Source organism: SAR86 cluster bacterium (genome assembly GCA_023703575.1).
In the GTDB taxonomy this organism is placed as follows: Bacteria; Pseudomonadota; Gammaproteobacteria; order Magnimaribacterales; family Magnimaribacteraceae; genus Magnimaribacter.
The window spans coordinates 71,992-92,950 of the sequence record CP097969.1 but is presented as its reverse complement, the minus strand read 5'-3'; the positions used below and the strand labels follow the sequence as shown (position 1 = coordinate 92,950).

Here is a 20,959-nt window from a genome sequence, read left to right as displayed (position 1 = left end):
AATCTAATACGTTGAAGAATTAAAGGCAATGACAATGAATGAAAACCTAGAAAATAAAGTTTGTTTAATAACTGGTGCAACAAATGGAATCGGCGAAGAGTCAGCAAAAGAACTTAATAAGATGGGAGCCGAAATAATATTTATTGCTAGAAACCCAGAAAAAGGTGACCGTTTAAAAGAGCAACTTCATAAGGAATCCGGAAGGGAGGCAACCATGATAGTAGCTGATCTATCTTCCCAAGCAGATGTCAAACAAGCGGCAGAGGTATTTTTGTCTATGGAGAAACCTCTAGATATTCTGCTCAATAACGCCGGCATAATGAATAGAGAAAGAAATGAAACCATTGATGGCCTTGAGGAAGTTTTTTCAGTAAATCATCTAGCATACTTTACCTTTACTCTGTTATTGGCTGAAAAGCTTAAGAACACAAACGGATCTAGAGTTATAAATGTTGCATCTGGTGCTCATCAATTCGTCAAAGATATGAATTTTGAAGATTTACAGTCAGAAAAAACCTTCAGACCCATGCAAGTTTATGGGCAATCCAAGCTTGCAAATATATTATTTACAAAATCTCTCTCTGAAAAGCTTTCAAGTTTTGGTGTAACGGTTAATTGCTTGCATCCAGGCTTTGTAAGCACAGGTATAGGATCAAATAATAATCAGGGTCTATGGCCTTTTCTCATGTTCTTAGCGAGGCCTTTTGCAAGAAAAACAGATAAAGGAGCAGAAACTTCGATCTACTTATGCTGCTCTTCTGAAGTCAAAGATACAACCGGAGAATATTTCGTTGACTGTAAAATAGAAAAAGTTTCAGCAGCAGCAAAAGATCCGAAGCAAGCCGCCAGGCTTTGGGAAATAAGCGAAGAAATTACGGGATTAAGATTAAATTGATGAGAGCGGATCTATATCAATAGACCACCTAACTTTCTTTGTTAATTTAGGTTCGTAAAGCCTAGACTGCATAATATCCAAAAATTTATGTAAATTTGATCTGCTGCTTGAAAAAATACTCAACTCCCACCTATAAACACCAGATTTTTTCTCCATGATTGATGGCAAAGGACCTACGATGCGAACGTTCGAACTTATATGTTTCTCTATTTTTGATTGATTCAATAAATTTAAAATGAAATCTCTACTGACTAGGCTTTTTGGTGATTCTGCAAAAATTTTAGCTTGAAATGAAAATGGAGGGATCTTATAACTTTTTCTTTCTTCTAGTAATTTTTTTGCAAACTTTTCATAACTACCAGTGATAATTTCCTCTATTTGAGGATGATCAAGGCAATAAGATTGCAAAATTACTCTTCCCGGTTTTTTATCTCTTCCTGCCCTACCAGCGACTTGTGTCATGAGCTGGGCAACTCTTTCACTACCTCTGAAGTCTGCGCTAAATAAACCTGAGTCCGCATCGATTATTCCGACTAAAGTTACATTGGGAAAATGATGACCTTTTGCCAGAAGTTGTGTACCCAGCAATATCATAGGTTCTCCTTTTTTAATTTCATCAAAATATTCATTAAGACTCTCTTTCTTTCGTGTTGAGTCACTGTCTATTCTTAGAGTCTTTGTATTGGGAAAGTGACCTCTTAGAAACTCCTCTACTCTTTCAGTACCGAAACCATATGTAAGGAAATCATCAGATTCACATGATGGGCACTTAGTGGGATAAGGTCTCTGCGCTTCACAGTGGTGACACTGTAATTTAAGTGGGTTCTTATGAACTGTCATAAGTGCATCACATCTATCGCAATTTGAAATCCAGCCACAAACCTTACAAATCATTGAAGGTGCGTAACCTCTTCTATTCAAAAATATTAATACTTGATTACCCTTATCAAGTTCAGTTTGAGTGGACTCTAAAAGCTCTTTACTTAGGCCTTCATGGAGCTCCTTGCCTTTTAAATCTACAGCATGAAATGTTGGTAAGCTTGCTCCAGTTGCCCTTTTATTCAACTTCAATACTTTGTACTTTTCTTCTTGTACGTTTTTAAGGGTCTCCAAAGATGGTGTTGCTGATGCCAGTACAACCGGTATCTTCTCGATTTTAGCCCTATATAGAGCCATATCTCTTGCTGAGTAACGAAATTTCTCCATCTGTTTGAATGATAGATCATGCTCTTCATCTATAACGATGATGCCTAGGTTCTTCATTGGCAAAAATACACTCGAACGAGTACCAATGATTATATCAACCAAACCTCTAGATGCTCCCAACCATGCGTCAACTTTTTCACGCTCGTTTTTGGCAGAATGAAAAGACATCACTCTATCTCCGAAATATTCTCGAAATCTTTCTTCAGCTTGAGGGGCAAGTCCTATTTCTGGGATGAGTATTAATGCTTGTTTGCCTTCATTAATGATCCCCTGGATTGCTTGCAAGTAAACTTCAGTCTTGCCACTTCCTGTAATTCCATCTAATAAAAAAGTGATATTTTTATCCTTAGCTTTTTTAACAGCATCGACTGCTTTATGTTGCTCCGTGTTAAGTTGTTTAGGTGAAGATAACTTTTTGTTTTCTAATTTCTTATAAGGAGATAACTCTCTTGAAAACCTATTAACAAATCCTTTCTCAATGAGACCGTTTACTGCAGCATTACTTATCCCAAAAGCCTTTGCAGATTTTAATGTCATTTCTTTCTTGTCTTTCAGTATGGAAATAAGTTTCTGTTGACTCGGTGCTCTTTTGAGGGTCTCTTCCTCCAAAAAAGAACCTTTTGAAGTTAATTCTAAATATTTACTCTCTCTAAATTTTGCTTCTTTTCCTTTTCTTAAAGAGGGAGGAAAAAAATAAGAAATGATTTCTCCGAGTGGATAATGATAATAACGTGACGACCACTCGGCTAGTTTGATTGAATTAGAATCTAACAAAGGAACCTCATCAAGAATCTCTTTAATATATTTATATTTCCTTTTTGAAGATTTATCTCTTTCAGAAAAACTCCAGACGACTCCAACCATTGTTCTTTTTCCAAAAGGTACCAAAACTCTTGAACCTTGTCTTAGTAAATTTGAATTACTTTTTGGAGGTAGGTACGAAAATTTCTCCATCAAAGGAATAGGTATGAGAACTTCAACTAAATCTGAACTCATGAACTAATTATCAGTCATTGTTTTTTAAATTATGCATTTGCCTTGTTTTGCCTGTCTGTTATAGTGCTCCACCATATTTTTATTTACAAGATTTATAAATGAAAAAAGACATTCACCCAGAATATAGAGAAGTACTATTTCATGACACAAGTGTTGATGAATATTACCTTGTTCGTTCTACTTTAAGCACAGATCAGACCAAAGAATATGAAGGAAAAACATATCCTTATTGTGTTCTGGATATCTCGTCTGCTTCACATCCTTTTTATACTGGTAAACAAAAACTTGTAGATACCGGCGGTAGGGTTGATAAATTTAGAAAACGTTTTGGAAACAAGACTAAAACTCCAGCAGCTGAAGCAGTTGCGGATGAAGCACCGGTTGAAGAGTCAGTAGTTGAGGAAGCTGTTAAAGAAGAGGTTGTTACTGAAGAACCAGTTGTTGAAGCACAAAGCGAAGAAACCCCTGTTGAAGAATCTCCTAATCAGGAAGATCCATCAGAAGACAAATAAATAAACTTTTTAAATAAAGACGCATAAAGCGTCTTTTTTTATACATAAATTTTAATCAATAATTGCTTGATAAGTAGCTAGTTGCATTAGTTCTCTTACGGGATAAGTTCCATCGGGTAATAGTTGCGTATGAACAATGCCAATGAGATCTTCTTTGTGGTCTATCCAAAAATGTGTACTTGCTGCACCACCCCAACTATAAACACCCTCTGAAACAGGTAAACCAGCTAGAGCAGGATTGACGACTACCGATCCGGTAACACCAAACCCCATACCTCTCACTTTATAGGCATTTCCTAGCATATTGAATAAATTTGTTAAACCCTCATCTGCGCTCTCATCTCCCATATGATTAGCCGTCATAAATTCAACAGTCTTCTTACCTAGGTATCGTTTACCTTCGTACTCACCTTTATTCAGTAACATCTGTGCAAATTTTAGATAATCTCCTACTGTACTGACTAGACCTCCGCCACCAGATTCAAGTTGAGGAGGAGTTCTGTAACCTGACTCTTTTGGATCGTCCATTAACATCATATTTCCTGGAACTGGGCCATAGTTAGCTGCAAACCTCTCAAGCTTTTCTTCGGGAACCATAAAACCTGTATCCTCCATACCAAGAGGACCAAAAATTCTTTCCTCTAAAAATTCTCCAAATGACTGTCCAGAAAGTTCTTCAATTAATGCACCCATAACATCCATCCCGACACTGTAATTCCAGATAGTTCCGGGTTGAGCAACGAGAGGAAGTTCAGCTAACGCCCTAACCCACTCTCTTAAGCTATTAAAAGCTGGCTTGGTTCCGCTTGTGAAAAAGATACCACCTGCACTAGGCACATTACCGAGACCTCTTTCCATTTCTTCTGAGACATACATTGAGCCTACTGGACCCGGCATAAAGGAATAAGACAATCCCGAGGTGTGGGAGGCAAGTTGCTGGATAGTTATAGGAGAAGATGCTGCTTCTGTTTGCATATTTTCACCCTCTCCACTCAAATGAACTTTCATTTCACCGAACTCTGGAAAATATTTAGCAATAGGATCGGTCATAAGAAACTTTCCTTCTTCAAAAAGCATCATTAAAGCAGCTCCCGTTACGGGTTTAGATTGAGAATAAATTCTATGGATTGTGTCAGTTTCCATAGGTAAATTTCTCTCTATATCTCTCATGCCATTCGCTTCAAAATGAACAACCTCTCCTCTCCTAGCCACCAAAGTAACAGTGCCTGGAATTTTTTTAGCCTCAATAAGAGAACGCATAGATTCTCCAATATGCTCTAGTTTTTCTTTTGAGAATCCTACCTTCTCTGGTTTAGTTATTTTGCTCATTAATTCTCCCCGATATGAACTCTATTATTTTTTTTGAAATCTTTTTTTTATTTTGTTTTTTGAGAAGTTGCTTGTCTTCTTTTGTTATGAGAGTAACTTCATTCTCCTCTGAATCAAATCCTATAGATTTATCTGACACATCATTGGCCACAATCAGGTCCAGTTTTTTATGTTTAAGTTTATTCTCAGCATTTTCTATAAGTTTGTCTGTTTCAGCTGCAAAACCTACAACATATGGTCTATCTTCTAACTCGCTTACAAACTTTAAAATATCTTCGTTTTCTTTTAACTCCAATATCATTGATGAGTTATCTCCAGCTTTCTTTATTTTGGAATCTTTAACTTCAGCAGGACTATAATCCGAAACAGCTGCTGTTCCGATATAGACATCCATCTCTTTGATATGATGTTTCACAGCATCCGACATTTCTTTTGCAGTGTTAATTGCAATTACATTACAGTTCGATGGTGGCTCTATATTTACTGGACCGCTGATCAAAGTAACTTGTGCACCTTGTTCAATTGCAGCATGAGCAAGACTATATCCCATCTTTCCAGAACTCCTATTTGTGATAAACCTCACAGGATCAATTGGCTCTTGAGTGGGCCCAGCCGTAATAAGGACATTTTTACCAGACAGGACTCCCTTATCAAAAGAAGATGAAAATATCTCTAATATTTCTAGTGGTTCTAGCATTCGCCCAAGACCAGTGTCTCCACATGCTTGCTCACCAGAACCAGGTCCACAGATACCAAAATCTTGGGTAATTAATTTATTTAAATTATCTTGAGTTCTATTATCTCTCCACATCGCTTGGTTCATGGCTGGGGCGAGAGATATTGGACCATCAAAAGCAAGTGTAACAGTTGATAAGAGATCGTCCCCCCTTCCGGAAGATAGTCTAGCTATAGTATTTGCAGTTGCAGGTGCAATTAGTATTCCATCTGCCCACTTTGCTAACTCAATGTGTCCCATAGCCGCTTCAGATTCAGTATCTAGTAGTTCAGTAGACACTCTATTTCCTGATAAGGCTTGTAAAGTGAGAGGAGTTATAAATTCTTCAGCAGACTTAGTCATTACAACTCTAACTGATGCGCCAGACTTCTTAAGATGCCTCACAATTTCAGCAGATTTGTAAGCAGCAATGCCACCAGTAACGCCTAATAAAATATTTTTATTTGCTAATGATTTCAATATTAATCTCTATATAAAACAGATTATAGCGGCTTATTCTTGCTTGCTGTCAATGCTTCTGGTATAAAACGCGGCTCTATAAATGAATTTTTTAATAAATTATGTCTAAAGTTTGCCAAGTAACAGGAAAAAGACCTCAAGCGGGAAATAATGTCTCGTTTGCGAAAAATAGAAATAAGAGAACTTTTCAACCAAACCTTCACAAACATAGGTTTTGGGTAGAATCTGAAAATAGATATATAAGCCTTACAGTTTCTGCAAATGGGTTAAGAACCATCGATAAAAATGGTATTGATACTGTGCTTGCTAAGATAAGAGCTAGAGGAGAAAAAATATGAGAGAAAAAATTAGATTAGTATCCTCTGCTGGTACAGGCCACTTTTATACGACTGACAAGAACAAGTCTGCAATGCCTGACAAAATGGAAATTAAAAAATTCGATCCAGTCATCAGAAAACACGTTATTTATACAGAAGCAAAAATTAAATAATTCCTGCAGCTTCCTTTATTAAACGCTGTTTCAGTGGCTTAGTTTTATTAGCAAAATCAAAAGCAAAACTTCTTCCCAGCTTTACTAAGAGATTTTCAGATCCAAAACCTCTCTTAAAGGCTTCCATCAGAGCTATCATCTTATAACTTTCAGTTTCCCTTCTTCTGCTATAAGATCTAAGCATCTCCTCATCATATAAAATCTTGCCAGATCTATTAGCTGATATGACTAATTCAGTGATCTCTTGTGCATCTGCAATCCCCAAATTTAAACCCTGACCTGCCAAGGGATGGATCGTATGAGCTGAATCTCCTATCAAGACCGCTCTACCTTTATAGAATTTTTTAGCATGTAGTTGATGCAATGGGAATGAATTGATCGTTTCATTAAAAGAAATATCACCAAATTTGCCCTCTGTTTTTAATCTTAATTCTTTACATAATTCATCATTATCTAATTCGAGGAGTTTCTTTCCATAAGCTTCGTCAGTAGACCAGATTAATGAGGCAACATTTTCTCCAACCATTAATGGCAACAAAGCAATCGGGCCTGTATCAGTAAATATTTGAAAAGCTGTCTTATCTAGCGGAACTTCTGTAGTTACTGAGGATACAATCGCAAGCTGTTCATAGCTCCATGTTCTTATAGGTATCCTGCTAAAATCTCTAACTTTTGAAAGTGAACCATCCGCTCCTATAAGAAGTTCAGAAACAATCCTTAAACCTGAATCAGATATTAATTCTATTTTATTCTGATCTTGACTAATTTCTTTTAGAGACTCTTCTTCAATTAGTGTGACTTCGGAGATTTGTTCTAACTTGCTGTAAATTGACTCAAGGATAATATTATTATGGACTATGACACCAAGGTCATTTCTTGAAATTTCCTCTGCATTAAATTGAACAGAAGATGAGCCCTCTGCATCCCAAACATATATTTCATTAAATTCTTGAGCATTTTTCTTAATATCCTCCCATATCCCAACATCTCTAAGCGATGCTATTGAAGATAGATTTAGAGAAGTAGTTTTTCCTATATATGGATTAGATAATCTTTGAGATGGTTTTCCTCGATCAATTAAGCAAGTCTTAACCCTTGATTTACCCAAATATAATGCCGCTAAGGCACCAGAAATACCTCCTCCTACAACAGATACTTGATAGTCCACTTAACCTTGAACAGTTTGTTCAACTTCTTCAATAGTCCTCGGAACATCAGGTGTGAGAAATTCATTGCCAGAATCATTAATTACAATATTGTCCTCTATCCTTACACCAATTCCCTTCCACTTATCATCAACATCTTCAAGAGAATCTAAAATATAAATTCCGGGTTCTATTGTCATAACCATCCCTTTTTCTAGTTCTCTCCAGTCGCCATCTTTTTTATAAGCACCTACATCATGAACATCCATACCAAGCCAGTGACCAATTCGATGCATATAGAATTTTGAATAAAGACCTTTTTCAATATTTTCTTCTTTAGAACCATTCAATAAACCTAGAGACAAAAGTCCTTCAACAAGAACTTCTACTGATTTTTCATGCATCAAATTCCACTTGTTACCAGGTTGAGCTTGCTCTATAGACTGTTTATGTGCCTCAAGTACTATCGTATAGATCTCTTTTTGCTCGGGAGAAAATTTTCCATTTACAGGGAATGTTCTTGTTACATCCGAGGCGTAATACTGATACTCACATCCGGCATCAACAAGAACTAAATCTCCGTCCTTCAATTCCGCATTATTTTCAACATAATGCAAAATACAAGAATTATTTCCTCCGCCAACAATTGAATTATAAGCAGGAGATCTTGCACCATTTTTATTAAATGCATACAGATACTCAGCTTCTAATTGGTACTCAAACATACCTGGAGTTACTGCTTGCATAGCTCTGATATGAGCTTCCGTAGTTATATCGGCAGCATGCTTCATGATATCCAACTCATGATCTTCTTTGATAAGTCTCATTTCATGCAGGATGGAATCTAATGACAATAGATTTTCTGGAGGTTCAGCCCCCGCTCTCATATTCTTTCTGATATCTTCAATCCAATGATTAATCTTAGAATCTATACCACAAGGTGAACTCATGGAGAAATAGATATTCTTAGACCCCTTTAGAAGTTCAGGCATCAATTGATCTACAGAATTAATACTATAGGACGCATCAGCTCCATATTCTGATATTGCTCCTTCTTGTCCAGTTCGAAAGCCATCCCATTGCTCTCTTAGTGGATCTCTATCTCTACAAAAGATAATAAATTTCTCATTATCATGATTAGGTCTTATCAAGATCAAGGATTCAGGTTCTTCATAACCAGATAAGTAGTAAAAATTGCTATCTTGTCTGTAAGCATAGTCGGTATCTGAGATTCTCGATTTTACAGAGGCAGATGCAATGATAATTGCAGAATCATCCAAAACTTTATGAGCTAGGTTCGATCTTCTTTCAGAAAAGTTATTTTTCATGGCATTAACAAGCAATAAACAATTTTATGAAGAAACATGGTAGCAAGAAATTACGTTCAAAGTTAAACTTAAACTAGAAAATGTCTGAAAATAAATTTGATAATTTAGAAAAAGAAGTTAACGAGCTTATTAAGCTTAGTCAGCAACTTAAAGAAGTAAATGATCATCTATCTAAAAAGAATCTGGAGTTATCAAAAGAGAATAACAAGCTTTCAAAAAATCTAGATATAGCAAAGAAAGGTATAAAGAAAATAATTCAGTCCTACAAAAGCTAATGAGTAAAGAAACTACAACTGTAAAAATTCTAGGAGCAAGTTATAAAATAGCCTGTCCTCCAGAAGAATCAGAAGAAGTAAAAAAAGCTGCAATATTTTTAGATAATAAACTGAATGAGGTAAAAGAATCATCTGGTCTTGATGAGAAGAGAGCGGCAATTATAACCGCACTAAATATAAGTAATGAATACCTCAAAAACTTGTCTGATGTGAGTAAAGATGAATCCGTTAATCAAGGTCTTGATAATTTAACCTTAGAGGTTAAAAAACAGTTAAAAAGTTTATCTTTTAAAGCTCAGTAAGTAAGTTATAATTTTTCAGTTTCCTGGATTATTCGATAGTTATTACTACTCTCGAGCCGATAAAAAAATAATAGGAGATTCTGAAAGGTTTTGTTGTGCATACCCATACATTGGGAAGCCTAATAAATTGACGGAGTCACCGCCTTGAACTTCACGGTTCAGGGCAGTAATCAACAACGGTAATCTGGGAAATACTGTCCATGACCAAAAAATCCTATTTGAGAAAAGAATATATCGAACTGAGAAATGGTATTACTTTTGATGAAGTCCATAATGCTGAAATCAATTTATTATCTATAGTAAGAAATAATTCAGAATTATACGCAAATAAAAAAGTGTCTTGCTATTGGTCAATTGGCAAAGAACTCCCAACTCATGAACTAGTTTTAATGCTTTCTGACATTGGATCAGAAGTCTATTTGCCCAAGATGATTGATAATTCTAAAAAGCTTAAATTCGTTAAGACAGATGGTCAGCTTAGTTTAAGAAAGAACAATTTAGGGATTTCTGAACCAATAGGGAATACAGAAATTGACCCAAATGAGCTAGACATAATATTTCTCCCTTGCGTTTGTTTTGACGAAAAAGGATATAGGATTGGCATGGGAAAAGGCTATTATGATTATTCGTTAGCTGATATAGATTCTTCCAGTATTGAACTAATAATATTGGCGCATGAATTCCAGAAAATTGAAAATTGCCTTCCTGAAGATCATGATATAAAAGCGCATATGTGTATCACGGAAAAGACAATATACAAATTTAAATGAAATCTACTTTAAAAATGATTTGTAGGCTGAATTTTGTGTTTCATCCCAAAATCTAAATCCGGTATTACTTAAATATTTTAATAATTTGGGATAATTCTTTTCCTTAGACTCAAAGCCAACTAGAACTCTTCCATATGCTGCACCCTGATTCCTATAATGGAATAATGTTATATTGAATCTGTCGCTCAACTTATCCAAAAAATCTATCAAAGCTCCTGGACGTTCAGGGAATTGAACTCTAAAGATATATTCACCCTTACTGAAAACTTCTTTTGGTGCCCTTCCACCTACCATATGCTTTATATGAAGTTTTGCAACTTCATTCTCTGAAAGATCCTTAGGTGAAAACCCTTTAGACTTTAAATGTTTTACCAACTTTAATTTACCTTCCTTATCATTAAATCTGCATGCTACAAATATATTAGCTTCTTCACTTTCTTCTGCTCTGTAATTAAATTCAGAAATACTTCTTTTACCCAGGTGATTACAAAATTTTCTGAAGCTCCCCTTCTCCTCTGGTATCTTTACACTTAGGAGTGCTTCTTTACTCTCTCCAAATTGGACTCTTTCTACAATATGACCCAAACGATCAAAATTTAAATTTGAACCAGAATTAATTGCAATTAGGGTCTTATTCTTTAATCCTCTCGAAAGGCTATATTTTTTTAATCCTGCCAAAGCCAGAGCGCCCGCAGGCTCTGAGATTGTTCTTGTCTCTTGAAAAGTATCTTGAACAGATGCGCACATCTCATCTACTGTGATGGTCACAATATCATCGATCCAGTCTCTTATTAAAGAAAATGTTTCCTTTCCTATTTGTTTAACTGCAACGCCATCTGCAAATAAACCAACCTCAGGTAAAGATAATCTCTTATTATTATCTAGAGCTAACTTCAAACAAGCAGCATCTTCTGGCTCAACACCTATAATCTTGGTTTTAGGACTGACAGATTTAACATAGGTGCCAAGACCGGCAAGCAGTCCTCCGCCACCAACCGGGACGAAAATAGCATCAATCTCACTATCTACCTGTTCGATCAACTCTTTACCTATGGTACCTTGGCCAGCAATTACATCTTTATCATCGTATGGATGTATGAAGATATATCCTTGTTCTTTAGCTAGAAATTTCGCATGTTGGAAAGCTTCGTCGAAATTATCGCCATACAAAACAACCTTACCTCCGTAGTTTTTTACTGAATTCACTTTAATAGATGGTGTAGTGATAGGCATGACAATATATGCCTTTAATCCTAAGCTTTTAGCGCCAAACGCAACACCTTGAGCATGATTTCCTGCTGAAGCTGCAATAAAGGGACCTTTTATGCCTTTTTGCTTTAATTTTGATAATTTATTGTAAGCTCCTCTGATTTTAAAAGAGAAAATAGGCTGAAGATCTTCTCTTTTAAGCAAAACTTCATTTTTGAGTAACTTCGAGAGCTGATTTGCTTTTGTTACAGGAGTAATTTGAGCCACATCATAAACGTTTGAGGACTCAATCAAACCTACATACTTTTTTAAATTAGAAGAATTCATTAATTTTGCTTTGATAAGCTTTATAAAAGGAGGCTATTATACTGAGTCAGTGATAATATTCATTACATCTACAATAATATGAATCAAGACCTAAAAAAGGAAAAATCAGCAAAGGAAGCTTTTAGTTTTATCGAGAAAGATATAAAGAAAGACTCAGTTATTGGAATTGGAACGGGAACTACAACTAATTTCTTCATAGAAGAACTAAATAAAGCCAGATTGCACATAAAAGGTGTTGTGTGCAGCTCAGATGCTTCGGAAAAATTAATAGATAGCTCTTACGAAGTCTTGTCACTAAATGAAGTTCACTCTATCGATTTTTATATTGATGGAGCAGATGAATACAATGATAGAAAGGAATTGATAAAAGGGGGTGGTGGAGCTCTTACAAGAGAAAAAATACTTGCATATTCATCAGACATCTTTGTTTGTATCGTAGACGAATCAAAATATACAGATTTATTAGGTAAATTTCCTCTGCCAATTGAAGTAATAGAGATTGCAAGAAGTGCTATTTCAAGAGAGCTCATGAAAATGGGGGGGAAGCCTATTTTTAGAAATGGTTTTATTTCAGATAATGGAAATAAAATAATAGATATCCATAACTTGCCTATAGACATACCTTATGATCTAGAGGCCGAATTAAATAATATTCCTGGCGTCGTGGAGAACGGAATATTTGCAAACAGAAAGGCAGATGTCATCATTTGCTCGACAGATTCTTCTATCGAAATAATTCAGTAGAATCTTATATTTAAGTGATAGTAAATACTTACTTTATTTATAGGAGCTTAGAAATCTGAGATGTTAGCTCCTGGCTATCAGGCTCTACTTTAGTATCAAAGCTTAACACTTCGCCTTCTTTTGAAATAAGATACTTGTGAAAATTCCAACCAGGAGTTTGTCCTGTAATGTCAGCTAAAGTTTTGAAAAAAGAATTTGCTTTTTTTCCTTTAACGGGGGATGTTGCAAACATTGGAAAGGTAACACCATATTCTGTACTACAAAACTCTTTTACTTTGGACTCATCGCTGTATTCTTGATACATGAAATCTCTTGATGGAAATCCCAATATTACAAATTCATCCTTACCATACTTCGTATATAGATTTTGAAGAGCTTCGTACTGATATGTAAAACCACATCGACTAGCAACATTAACAGCGAGAACCACTTTATTTTCATATTGGCAAAGATTCAAAGTTTCGTTCGAATCTAAAATCCTCATCTCATGATCCAAAACTTTGGAACATGAAAATGCATAAGACCCAAAAAATACGAGAGAGAACAATAAAAATTTCTTCATAGTTAAATATCTAATAAATCCAGACTTGTGCCTTTTCATCAACTAGATCAAAAAGCTCTATTACATCGTCATTATACATCCTTATGCAGCCATCAGAAGCAGGTTTTCCTATTAATCCCTCTTCAGCTGTTCCATGGATGTAAATATACCTATTTCTAGAATCTATACCTTCTCCTTTATTTTTTCCAAGCTCAAGACCATCTAACCATAAGATCCTAGAAGTAACGTGGTCAAAATCAGTATCTATAGGCTCTGTAATAATATCTGCAATCGCTCCATTCCAGACCCGTCCTTTTAGAATAGCGTTATTCGGCAGACCATCACCTATCTTCTTATAGATTTCATGTCTTCCAAGAGGAGTTTTTAAACTGTTCTCTGTACTACCTGTACCATAATAAGAGGAAGAGATGCTATATTTTTTAAAAACTGTACCTTTTTTTATATGTAGAAGAGATTGTGTATCAATGTCAACAAATAGCAAGGTGTCTAAATTAGAAAAATTTGAGTCTATGGATTGTATTTTTTTCATGATTATGTTTTTATTGAGGTTTTTATCTTCCACTAATGTTGAACATGATGCTGCTATGATTAACAGAAAGATTATTTTTATAGGATTTATTACAATATAACGTGACATATGTTCTTTTTATTTAATATTAGTATTAAAAAGTTTCTTAAACGACATAAAACTCACATATAAAATGAGAAATATTAACAAAGGTAAATTACCATACTTAGAGTAAAAAGTATGTCCAGAATAGAGGGTTATATTTCTGGTCAAAGTTTTATCTTCAAAATAAGTTTGACTCTCAATAATTTCTCCATTTTTTGATACATAAGCACTAATTCCGCTGTTTGTAGCCCTAATTAAAGGTTTTTTATGTTCTAAAGCTCTATTTTGAGCTATTTCTAGATGCTGAATAGGGCCAATCGATTTACCAAACCAGGTATCATTGCTCACTGTCAGCAAAATGTTGCTATCTTTAGCAGTTTTCCTTATGTGTTCGTCAAAAGCTATTTCATAACAAATACTTGGTGAAATCCTTAATTTTCCAGTTTCTATTGATCTAACAGCTTCTCCAGGTAATGTATTTGTTAAATTTAAGCCAATAATATCTAAAAAACTTCCCAAATACTTTTCTAGAGGTATAAATTCGCCAAATGGTACTAGTTTAACCTTGTCGTAGACGTCTTCCATAGTACCAAGTGTTTGCAACCTGTTTCTAACTCTATAATTATCCTCTCTTTCAAGTATCCCAGTTATAAGTGTTATATTTTTTTCAGAACTTTTGCTTTTAATGCGATTCATAAAAGGTTGATTATCTTTTTCAGATAATATCAATGCTGTCTCAGGAAAGACTATAAGATCACCATCATTTGCATCTTCTATAGATTTTTCAATCATTCCTTGAGATTTAATGATTCCAAACTGACTCCACTTATCCTCTAAGGTTAAATTTGGTTGATAAAGACTTACCTGAATCTTGTTTTCAGCTGAAGTCCACTCAACTGTTTTAAGAAAATAAGAGGGCATGAGGATCAATAACGAAAATGTAGAAAGGAGTAGGGCAGATCTATTTTCTGTTATATTTTCATAAAGTTTATAAACCAAAACTGATAGAAGAATAAGAAAGAAACTATTACCTTGAGCACCAATAATTGGTGTGTAACCATCTATAAAGGTATCTGCCAACATTGTGCCAGAAATCAACCATGGAAAACCTGTGAAGAGGTAGGATCTGAGGAACTCCAAAAGAGTCCATGCAATTGGTAGAGTGAGAAAAATTATTTTTTTTGGACTTAATGATTCCAACACATTATTGAGTAGAAACAAAAAACCTGAGTATAAAGATAGGATAGAAATAAAAATAAGAATGATTAAAGATGAACCTATAATTCCTATATTTCCATGATAGTGAATACTCACATACAACCAGGAAATTCCAGATAACCACATACCAAATCCAAATGTATATCCGAGAAGGAATGCTTCTTTATTTGAAGATTTATTTAATAATCCAACTAGTACTGCAACTGAAAGAACAGATATTAACCAGAGGTCAAATGGTGCAAAACCAAATGAAAAAATTACACCACAAATAAGGGCAAGAAATCTCTTCTTGAGCATCAGCGATATTTTAATACAGAGAAATTTTTGCGAAAGAAGATTTAAGTTATTTTGGAGACTTTAATTCTCTTGATCCTTCTTCTTTCCAGTGAATTTATTATAAACCGCCAACCTTCTATATTGATAGCATCGTTTGGCTTGGGAAACCTCGCAAAATGATGCATCACTATGCCGCCTAAAGTATCAAAATCTTTGTCACTCAGAGAAGAACCAAAATTTTCATTGAAAACATCTATTGGAGTGAGTGCAGATACAAGATATTCATCTTGACCAATTTCTTTTATTAAAGTTCCTGCGTCTTTATCATGCTCGTCTTCTATTTCACCAACAATTTCTTCTAAAACATCTTCGATTGTTACAATTCCAGTAATATCTCCATATTCGTCAAGCACAATGGCCATATGATTTCTTCCCGCTCTTAATTCATCAAGTAATATATTCAATTTTTTGCTCTCAGGGATCAATATTGCAGGTCTGATAAGCTTGGAAAGTTCAAAGTTATCTAAATCTTCAGAAGATAAGAAGGGAAGAAGGTCTTTTGCTAATAAAATACCTTCAATTTTGTCATTTTCTGAGTTTATAACTGGAAATCTAGAGTGACTCGATTTAATAACTCTAGGCAAGAAGTCTTGCGGCTTCTCATTTCTTTCAACAAAAACTACTTGTGGTCTGGGAATCATTACGTCCCTTACTTGATCTGTAGAGACTCTAAGGGCTCCCTCGATCATATTCAAAGTACCTTTCTCAAGTACACCTCTCTCGCTTGAATCTCTTATGGATCCGGCAAGTTCTTGTTTATTCTGGGGTTTATAGGAGAAATTTTGATAAATTTCTTTTATTCTGTCTTTTATTTTTTTCCTAAGGCCGAGCTCACTAGACTCAGCTAAAATACTTGGGGGTTCGTCGTTCATCAACGCCTCACTTCATAAACACACTCACATCTTAATTTGTTTCAATAGGGATTCGCAATACCTATTTTTTTTAAAGCTTCTACTTCAATATTTTCCATAATCTCAGCAGAGCCGTCATCTGAGTGATCATGTCCTGTTAGATGAAGTAAAGAGTGAAGAATGATGTGGGATAAATGACTTTGGTTTTCTTTATTTTGATCAATAGCTTCACTTTTTATAATTTCAGGACATATGGCAATATCTCCTAATAATTCATCATCGAGGTTAGATTCTTGGGTGGGGAAAGATAGAACATTTGTTGGCCTGTCTTTATTAAGAAATCTAAAATTCAATTCCTTGATCTCAGTTTTGGATATGAATCTAATATTTACGGATTTTTTTAAAAATAAACTTTCTAAGCTTGGTTCTGTGTCGATTAAAAGTTGAATTAAACTTGATATATCCTCTTCGGTGCAAGACAGTCCCTCAAGATCTCCAGAAATAAAAATATTGGAACTGGAAGGTATCACTTAATTAGCAAACTTAGCGTAAGCCTCAACAATTTTTTGAACAAGACCATGACGTACAACATCTTTTGATTCAAATTCTACTAATCCAATATCATCGACAGATTTTAATACTTCTAAAGAATGGACCAAACCAGAGAGTGTGTTTTTAGGTAAGTCTATTTGAGTTATGTCTCCCGTGATAACTACTTTCGAACCAAAACCAAATCTTGTAAGAAACATTTTCATTTGCTCTACTGTTGCGTTTTGACTTTCATCAAGAATAATAAAGGAATTATTTAATGTTCTACCTCTCATAAAAGCCAAAGGTACAACTTCAATTATATTCCGCTCTATTAGCTGAGTAGTTTCTTTGTAGCCCAACATCTGAAATAACGCGTCATAAAGAGGTCTCAAGTAAGGATCAACTTTTTGGCTTAAGTCACCCGGTAAAAAACCAAGCTTTTCTCCGGCCTCCACTGCAGGACGCACTAACAAAATCTTTTCAACTTCTCCTCTTGTAAATTGCTCCACGGCTAGAGCAACGGCTAAAAATGTCTTTCCTGTACCAGCGGGTCCTATACCAAAAGTTAATACCTTTTTTCTAATGGTCTCAACATAATGCTCTTGGCTACCATAATTAGCTGCAACTATCAGGTTAGGTGTTTTAATTATCTGTCTAGCCGAAGTGTCTTTTTTAATATTTTTTAAATCATTCATTCCTTTCCTTAAATATAAGTGAACTTCTTCTGAACTAATAGTTTTATTTTCTTCAAGATCATCATAAATTCTTAGAATGATGTTTTTAGCTATCTGCGCGTTTGAAGTTTCTCCTTTGATTCTAAAGCTTGCACCTCTGTTTAAGATTTTTATTCCCAGTTCTTCTTCTATTTGCTTAAGAATTGAATTAGTAGGCCCACATAAGTCACTTATTTTGTCGTGATTTACAGGCTCTAAGTGAAATTTCATTAAATAGTTTGATAAAGCTATGCAGCTACACCTCGTAAAGATTTATTTTTTGCTTCTACGATTTCTATATCGACTATTTTACCAATCATTGATTGATCTGAGCATGAAAAGATAACCACTTTATTATTTTCAGTACGAGCCTGAAACTCTCCAGGATTCTTTTTAGAAACTCCTGTGACGAGACATTTTCTTGTCTCACCGACCATTTTTCTACTTATATTCAATGCTGAGTTTTCTAATTTATGCTGTAGAACTGAAAGCCTGTTCTTCTTCTCTTCAAGAGGCACATCATCCTCCAAATCTTTTGCTGTTGTATTAGGCCGTGGGCTATAAATAAAACTAAAAGATTCATCGTAACCAACCCGATCAACGAGATCCAAAGTGTCCAAGAAGTCGTTTTCTGTTTCTCCAGGAAATCCAACTATGAAGTCAGAAGATATGCTAATGCCTTCTCTTACGGTTTTTAATTTTTCAATAATCTCCAAGTATTCGTCTCTGGTGTGTCTGCGTCTCATCTTTTCTAGAATAGAGTTTGACCCACTTTGGACAGGCAGATGAACATAACTAATTAACTCTGGCACTTCTAGATAAATATCAATTAGATCTTGACCAAACTCAAAAGGATGAGAAGTTGTAAATTGAATTCTTTGAATTCCTTCTATTTTAGCTGAGGCTCTGATTAAATTTGTTAATCCCAGTCCTTTTGTCTTTAGCTTTGAATCTCGATATGAATTTACATTTTGGCCAAGTAAGTTTATCTCTTTGACACCTTGCAAGGACAATCCTCTAATTTCTTTGAGGATGTCATCTATAGGTCTACTTATTTCATGACCTCTTGTGTGAGGTACTACACAAAATGAACAATATTTATTGCAGCCTTCCATGATTGAAACAAATGCGGTTGGTCCATCAATTTTCTGTTCTGGAAAATAATCAAATTTTTCTGTCCTTGGAAAGGCTATATCCACAGAAGCAGGCTTAGCTTCGGTGATATTTTTATAAAGATCTGGAACTCTGTGGATTGTTTGAGGACCGAAAACTAAATCAACTTGGGGCGCTCTCTTTATTATGTTCTCTCCTTCCTGGCTTGCTACACAACCTCCAACTCCTATTTTTAAATTGGGATTTTTTTCTTTTAATTTTTTCCATCTGCCTAACTGATGAAAAACTTTTTCTTGTGCTTTTTCACGAATTGAACAGGTATTTAAGAGTATCAGGTCTGCTTCGTCCTCGTTTTGTGTAGTTTCAAATCCATGACTATCACCAAGTAAATCTTGCATCCTTGCGGAGTCATATTCATTCATTTGACATCCGTGGGTCTTGATAAAAAGTTTCTTGGCCATATATATTTAATAACTTTAAAGAGTACTATAGTTTAAATCTATAAAAGGCAGGGATTGTAATGGCAAAAAAAGGAATCTACAAAATAGTATTTGTTCAATTGGGTGAAATCTATGAGGTTTATGCTGAGGCCATTTACCAAAGTGACATGTATGGATTCATAGAAGTCGAGGAATATATATTCGATCAAAAGTCGCAAATAGTTGTGGATACAAGTGAAGAAAAACTAAAAAACGAATTCAAAGGTGTTCAAAGAAGTTATATACCTATAAATTGTATAATGAGAATTGATGAAGTGGATAAGAAGGGAACAGCAAAAATAACTTCGAGTGATTCAGCAAAAATTATGCCTATTTCCAATCCTGCTTTTCAAGGGCCTGATAAATAAATTTATCGAACAAAGAATTTATCTCGGTAAAACTTCAACTCTTGAATGGACTCAAGAACATCTTCCATAGCTCGATGTCCGCCACTTTTCTTAAAACCATCAAGTAGCTCGGGATTCCATCTCTTAATGAGTTCTTTTATTGAGCTAACGTCAACGTTTCTGTAATGAAAAAAAGCATCTAGCTCTGGCATATATCTTCTTAAAAAACGCCTATCATGAGAAATAGAGTTGCCACATAATGGCGATCTTCCTTTCTCGGCATGCATAGATAAAAATTCAAGTGTTTGTTTCTGTGCCTCTTCGATAGTTATATTTGTGACTTTTAAGCTTTCAACTAGTCCAGATTTTGTATGCTGATTAGTATTCCAGTCATCCATATTGTCAATGAACTCCATTGGTTGCTGGATCACGAGGTTTGGTCCTTCAATTATTTCTGATAGGTCATGACTAGTAATCGCTGTGGCAATTTCAATAACTCTTTCCGAATCTGGGTCTAAACCCGTCATTTCTAAATCTAGCCAAACTAGGGTAGGATATTTCTTTTTATCTGTCATTTCCCACAGAATTTTAACTGCAATTTACAATAACCCCTAGTGATGGTTCGAAATATTTACAAGTATTGTTTACTTTTCCTGACGATCTTCTCAATGAGTTCATGCTCGATTGCAGGATCATGGGTCTATGAGAGATTAGATAACTATTTAGCTGATTATTTCAAGGAATTTGCTGATTTCTCACGAGAGCAAGATGAAGAAATAGAAATTATATCAACAGAATTTATAAATTGGTTTAGTGAAAATGAACTCAGCAAAGTAAAAGTTATTCTAGAAAAATTAAAAAGTATAAATTTACAAAATCCCGAGAAAGAAATTGTTTCTATCTATAGGGATGCAGAGGGAATTTTTAGAAGATCAAATTTCTATTTCAAATTACCCATAATTAGCTTTACGAAGGAAATAAATGAAGTACAAATAGATGAAATAGGATCTCATTTCAGAGAGCTAAGAGAGAAAAGGGAAAAAGAGAGATCAGAGAATGGTTATAGCTTAATAGATAACTATATTTCTGGATTTGATCGAGTAGGTATCAAACTTAGAGATGATCAGATTGATAAAATAAAATTGAAATTGGAAAATCACATCGAAGTAAGAGAAGAATGGTCTAATCTTCAAGAAGAATGGATAGAGGAGTTTATTCAACTTTTGAAAAATAATCAGTCTCCCGATTACGAAACAAAAATGTCGGCGTACCTAGATTCTCTAGAAGAACTAGGAGAGGAAAAGTTTAGAGAAAAGATTGATAAGAATGAATTACTTGCTCAAGAAATCATTAGTTTTGTCTTTAAATCAAGCGATGAAAAACAAATAGAAAATTTCAATAGAAGCCTAGATATTTACATAAAGTCTATAAACCGAATATTGTCTAGGAGAGAGGTTAATTAGTTCAGCGTGA

General features: G+C 34.8%; 23 protein-coding genes, 1 other RNA gene and 1 pseudogene. 11 read left to right on the top strand and 14 right to left on the bottom strand.

Translation table 11 applies throughout. The features are described 5' to 3' along the window. Positions 1-34 precede the first annotated feature (34 nt). Entirely contained in the window at positions 35-895 is an 861-nt protein-coding gene (locus M9C83_00500) for an SDR family oxidoreductase (protein URQ66712.1), read from the top strand. Here the strand turns inward: M9C83_00500 and M9C83_00495 are convergent. Next, entirely contained in the window at positions 887-3,097 is a 2,211-nt protein-coding gene (locus M9C83_00495; protein URQ66711.1) for a primosomal protein N', read from the bottom strand. The genes M9C83_00500 and M9C83_00495 overlap by 9 nt on opposite strands. A 98-nt stretch (positions 3,098-3,195) precedes the next feature. Between M9C83_00495 and M9C83_00490 the strand changes: the two are divergent. Next, a pseudogene (locus M9C83_00490) lies at positions 3,196-3,429 on the top strand (type B 50S ribosomal protein L31). A 231-nt stretch (positions 3,430-3,660) separates the two neighbouring features. Here the strand turns inward: M9C83_00490 and M9C83_00485 are convergent. Together M9C83_00485 and coaBC are read right to left on the bottom strand one after the other, a co-directional pair. After that, positions 3,661-4,938: a beta-lactamase family protein gene (locus M9C83_00485; protein ID URQ66710.1), complete on the bottom strand. Its 1,278-nt coding sequence runs from the start codon at positions 4,936-4,938 to the stop codon at positions 3,661-3,663. After that, positions 4,922-6,133 carry a bifunctional phosphopantothenoylcysteine decarboxylase/phosphopantothenate--cysteine ligase CoaBC gene (gene coaBC / locus M9C83_00480; GenBank protein URQ66709.1) on the bottom strand — a complete coding sequence of 404 codons (1,212 nt, stop codon included), beginning with the start codon at positions 6,131-6,133 and terminating at the stop codon, positions 4,922-4,924. The genes M9C83_00485 and coaBC overlap by 17 nt, the downstream gene beginning before the upstream one ends. A gap of 101 nt (positions 6,134-6,234) precedes the next feature. Between coaBC and rpmB the strand changes: the two genes are divergently transcribed. After that, positions 6,235-6,471 carry a 50S ribosomal protein L28 gene (rpmB, locus tag M9C83_00475; protein URQ66708.1) on the top strand — a complete coding sequence of 79 codons (237 nt, stop codon included), beginning with the start codon at positions 6,235-6,237 and terminating at the stop codon, positions 6,469-6,471. Then, positions 6,468-6,623: a 50S ribosomal protein L33 gene (gene rpmG, locus M9C83_00470; protein ID URQ66707.1), complete on the top strand. Its 156-nt coding sequence runs from the start codon at positions 6,468-6,470 to the stop codon at positions 6,621-6,623. Before rpmB ends, rpmG begins: the two co-directional genes overlap by 4 nt. On the opposite strand, the gene M9C83_00465 is transcribed toward rpmG, so the two are convergent. Both M9C83_00465 and pepP read right to left on the bottom strand, forming a co-directional pair. Next, positions 6,616-7,791, bottom strand: coding sequence for an FAD-dependent monooxygenase (locus M9C83_00465; protein URQ66706.1), 1,176 nt, complete (start codon positions 7,789-7,791; stop codon positions 6,616-6,618). The genes rpmG and M9C83_00465 overlap by 8 nt on opposite strands. Continuing rightward, positions 7,792-9,096, bottom strand: coding sequence for a Xaa-Pro aminopeptidase (gene pepP, locus M9C83_00460; GenBank protein ID URQ66705.1), 1,305 nt, complete (start codon positions 9,094-9,096; stop codon positions 7,792-7,794). It abuts the gene before it with no gap. Between the two features lie 80 nt (positions 9,097-9,176). On the opposite strand from pepP, the gene M9C83_00455 reads away from it, so the two are divergent. The 4 genes from M9C83_00455 to M9C83_00440 all read left to right on the top strand — a co-directional run bounded on the left by M9C83_00455 (position 9,177) and on the right by M9C83_00440 (position 10,443). Then, positions 9,177-9,371, top strand: a complete 195-nt coding sequence (locus M9C83_00455) for a hypothetical protein (GenBank protein ID URQ66704.1) — start codon at positions 9,177-9,179, stop codon at positions 9,369-9,371. Then, positions 9,371-9,673 (top strand): cell division protein ZapA, encoded by a 303-nt coding sequence (locus M9C83_00450; protein URQ66703.1) that lies wholly within the window; start codon positions 9,371-9,373, stop codon positions 9,671-9,673. The genes M9C83_00455 and M9C83_00450 overlap by 1 nt, the downstream gene beginning before the upstream one ends. A gap of 17 nt (positions 9,674-9,690) precedes the next feature. Then, a non-coding RNA gene (gene ssrS / locus M9C83_00445) (6S RNA) lies at positions 9,691-9,868 on the top strand. 5 nt (positions 9,869-9,873) lie between these two features. Continuing rightward, positions 9,874-10,443, top strand: coding sequence for a 5-formyltetrahydrofolate cyclo-ligase (locus tag M9C83_00440; GenBank protein URQ66702.1), 570 nt, complete (start codon positions 9,874-9,876; stop codon positions 10,441-10,443). A 3-nt stretch (positions 10,444-10,446) separates the two neighbouring features. On the opposite strand, the gene ilvA is transcribed toward M9C83_00440, so the two are convergent. Beyond that, positions 10,447-11,979, bottom strand: coding sequence for a threonine ammonia-lyase, biosynthetic (ilvA, locus tag M9C83_00435; GenBank protein ID URQ66701.1), 1,533 nt, complete (start codon positions 11,977-11,979; stop codon positions 10,447-10,449). Positions 11,980-12,057: 78 nt separating this feature from the next. Here ilvA and rpiA point away from each other — a divergent pair, with 78 nt between their 5' ends. Continuing rightward, complete coding sequence (gene rpiA, locus M9C83_00430; protein URQ66700.1) at positions 12,058-12,723, top strand: ribose-5-phosphate isomerase RpiA; 666 nt, start codon at positions 12,058-12,060, stop codon at positions 12,721-12,723. Between the two features lie 37 nt (positions 12,724-12,760). On the opposite strand, the gene M9C83_00425 is transcribed toward rpiA, so the two are convergent. From M9C83_00425 to miaB, 7 genes are read right to left on the bottom strand one after another with little or no spacing between them, the layout of a single operon-like run. After that, positions 12,761-13,285 (bottom strand): glutathione peroxidase, encoded by a 525-nt coding sequence (locus M9C83_00425; GenBank protein ID URQ66699.1) that lies wholly within the window; start codon positions 13,283-13,285, stop codon positions 12,761-12,763. 10 nt (positions 13,286-13,295) lie between these two features. Then, the gene (locus M9C83_00420) at positions 13,296-13,922 is read right to left on the bottom strand and encodes a L,D-transpeptidase (protein ID URQ66698.1); all 627 of its coding nucleotides are present in this window, start codon (positions 13,920-13,922) and stop codon (positions 13,296-13,298) included. A gap of 9 nt (positions 13,923-13,931) precedes the next feature. Continuing rightward, the gene (gene lnt, locus M9C83_00415) at positions 13,932-15,413 is read right to left on the bottom strand and encodes an apolipoprotein N-acyltransferase (protein ID URQ66697.1); all 1,482 of its coding nucleotides are present in this window, start codon (positions 15,411-15,413) and stop codon (positions 13,932-13,934) included. A 41-nt stretch (positions 15,414-15,454) separates the two neighbouring features. Then, positions 15,455-16,324, bottom strand: a complete 870-nt coding sequence (locus M9C83_00410) for a CBS domain-containing protein (GenBank protein URQ66696.1) — start codon at positions 16,322-16,324, stop codon at positions 15,455-15,457. A 41-nt stretch (positions 16,325-16,365) separates the two neighbouring features. Beyond that, complete coding sequence (ybeY, locus tag M9C83_00405; protein ID URQ66695.1) at positions 16,366-16,833, bottom strand: rRNA maturation RNase YbeY; 468 nt, start codon at positions 16,831-16,833, stop codon at positions 16,366-16,368. After that, positions 16,834-17,778, bottom strand: coding sequence for a PhoH family protein (locus tag M9C83_00400; GenBank protein URQ66694.1), 945 nt, complete (start codon positions 17,776-17,778; stop codon positions 16,834-16,836). Positions 17,779-17,795: 17 nt separating this feature from the next. Then, positions 17,796-19,121 (bottom strand): tRNA (N6-isopentenyl adenosine(37)-C2)-methylthiotransferase MiaB, encoded by a 1,326-nt coding sequence (gene miaB, locus M9C83_00395; GenBank protein ID URQ66693.1) that lies wholly within the window; start codon positions 19,119-19,121, stop codon positions 17,796-17,798. 59 nt (positions 19,122-19,180) lie between these two features. On the opposite strand from miaB, the gene M9C83_00390 reads away from it, so the two are divergent. Then, on the top strand, positions 19,181-19,507 hold the full coding sequence (locus M9C83_00390) for a DUF1820 family protein (GenBank protein ID URQ66692.1): 327 nt from the start codon (positions 19,181-19,183) through the stop codon (positions 19,505-19,507). A gap of 2 nt (positions 19,508-19,509) precedes the next feature. On the opposite strand, the gene orn is transcribed toward M9C83_00390, so the two are convergent. Further along, a complete protein-coding gene (gene orn / locus M9C83_00385; GenBank protein URQ66691.1) occupies positions 19,510-20,061 on the bottom strand; it encodes an oligoribonuclease in 552 nt (183 codons plus the stop codon). Between the two features lie 93 nt (positions 20,062-20,154). On the opposite strand from orn, the gene M9C83_00380 reads away from it, so the two are divergent. Beyond that, the gene (locus M9C83_00380) at positions 20,155-20,949 is read left to right on the top strand and encodes a hypothetical protein (GenBank protein URQ66690.1); all 795 of its coding nucleotides are present in this window, start codon (positions 20,155-20,157) and stop codon (positions 20,947-20,949) included. The last annotated feature ends 10 nt before the right edge of the window (positions 20,950-20,959 follow it).

Excerpts from the sequence above, each read along its gene's own strand:
- M9C83_00500 (URQ66712.1), top strand. The coding sequence starts at position 35 with ATGAATGAAAACCTAGAAAATAAAGTTTGTTTAATAACTGGTGCAACA.
- M9C83_00495 (URQ66711.1), bottom strand. The coding sequence starts at position 3,097 with ATGAGTTCAGATTTAGTTGAAGTTCTCATACCTATTCCTTTGATGGAG.
- M9C83_00485 (URQ66710.1), bottom strand. The coding sequence starts at position 4,938 with ATGAGCAAAATAACTAAACCAGAGAAGGTAGGATTCTCAAAAGAAAAA.
- rpmB (URQ66708.1), top strand. The coding sequence starts at position 6,235 with ATGTCTAAAGTTTGCCAAGTAACAGGAAAAAGACCTCAAGCGGGAAAT.
- rpmG (URQ66707.1), top strand. The coding sequence starts at position 6,468 with ATGAGAGAAAAAATTAGATTAGTATCCTCTGCTGGTACAGGCCACTTT.
- pepP (URQ66705.1), bottom strand. The coding sequence starts at position 9,096 with ATGAAAAATAACTTTTCTGAAAGAAGATCGAACCTAGCTCATAAAGTT.
- M9C83_00455 (URQ66704.1), top strand. The coding sequence starts at position 9,177 with ATGTCTGAAAATAAATTTGATAATTTAGAAAAAGAAGTTAACGAGCTT.
- M9C83_00450 (URQ66703.1), top strand. The coding sequence starts at position 9,371 with ATGAGTAAAGAAACTACAACTGTAAAAATTCTAGGAGCAAGTTATAAA.
- M9C83_00440 (URQ66702.1), top strand. The coding sequence starts at position 9,874 with ATGACCAAAAAATCCTATTTGAGAAAAGAATATATCGAACTGAGAAAT.
- ilvA (URQ66701.1), bottom strand. The coding sequence starts at position 11,979 with ATGAATTCTTCTAATTTAAAAAAGTATGTAGGTTTGATTGAGTCCTCA.
- rpiA (URQ66700.1), top strand. The coding sequence starts at position 12,058 with ATGAATCAAGACCTAAAAAAGGAAAAATCAGCAAAGGAAGCTTTTAGT.
- M9C83_00425 (URQ66699.1), bottom strand. The coding sequence starts at position 13,285 with ATGAAGAAATTTTTATTGTTCTCTCTCGTATTTTTTGGGTCTTATGCA.
- M9C83_00420 (URQ66698.1), bottom strand. The coding sequence starts at position 13,922 with ATGTCACGTTATATTGTAATAAATCCTATAAAAATAATCTTTCTGTTA.
- lnt (URQ66697.1), bottom strand. The coding sequence starts at position 15,413 with ATGCTCAAGAAGAGATTTCTTGCCCTTATTTGTGGTGTAATTTTTTCA.
- M9C83_00410 (URQ66696.1), bottom strand. The coding sequence starts at position 16,324 with ATGAACGACGAACCCCCAAGTATTTTAGCTGAGTCTAGTGAGCTCGGC.
- M9C83_00400 (URQ66694.1), bottom strand. The coding sequence starts at position 17,778 with ATGAAATTTCACTTAGAGCCTGTAAATCACGACAAAATAAGTGACTTA.
- miaB (URQ66693.1), bottom strand. The coding sequence starts at position 19,121 with ATGGCCAAGAAACTTTTTATCAAGACCCACGGATGTCAAATGAATGAA.
- M9C83_00390 (URQ66692.1), top strand. The coding sequence starts at position 19,181 with ATGGCAAAAAAAGGAATCTACAAAATAGTATTTGTTCAATTGGGTGAA.
- orn (URQ66691.1), bottom strand. The coding sequence starts at position 20,061 with ATGACAGATAAAAAGAAATATCCTACCCTAGTTTGGCTAGATTTAGAA.
- M9C83_00380 (URQ66690.1), top strand. The coding sequence starts at position 20,155 with ATGAGTTCATGCTCGATTGCAGGATCATGGGTCTATGAGAGATTAGAT.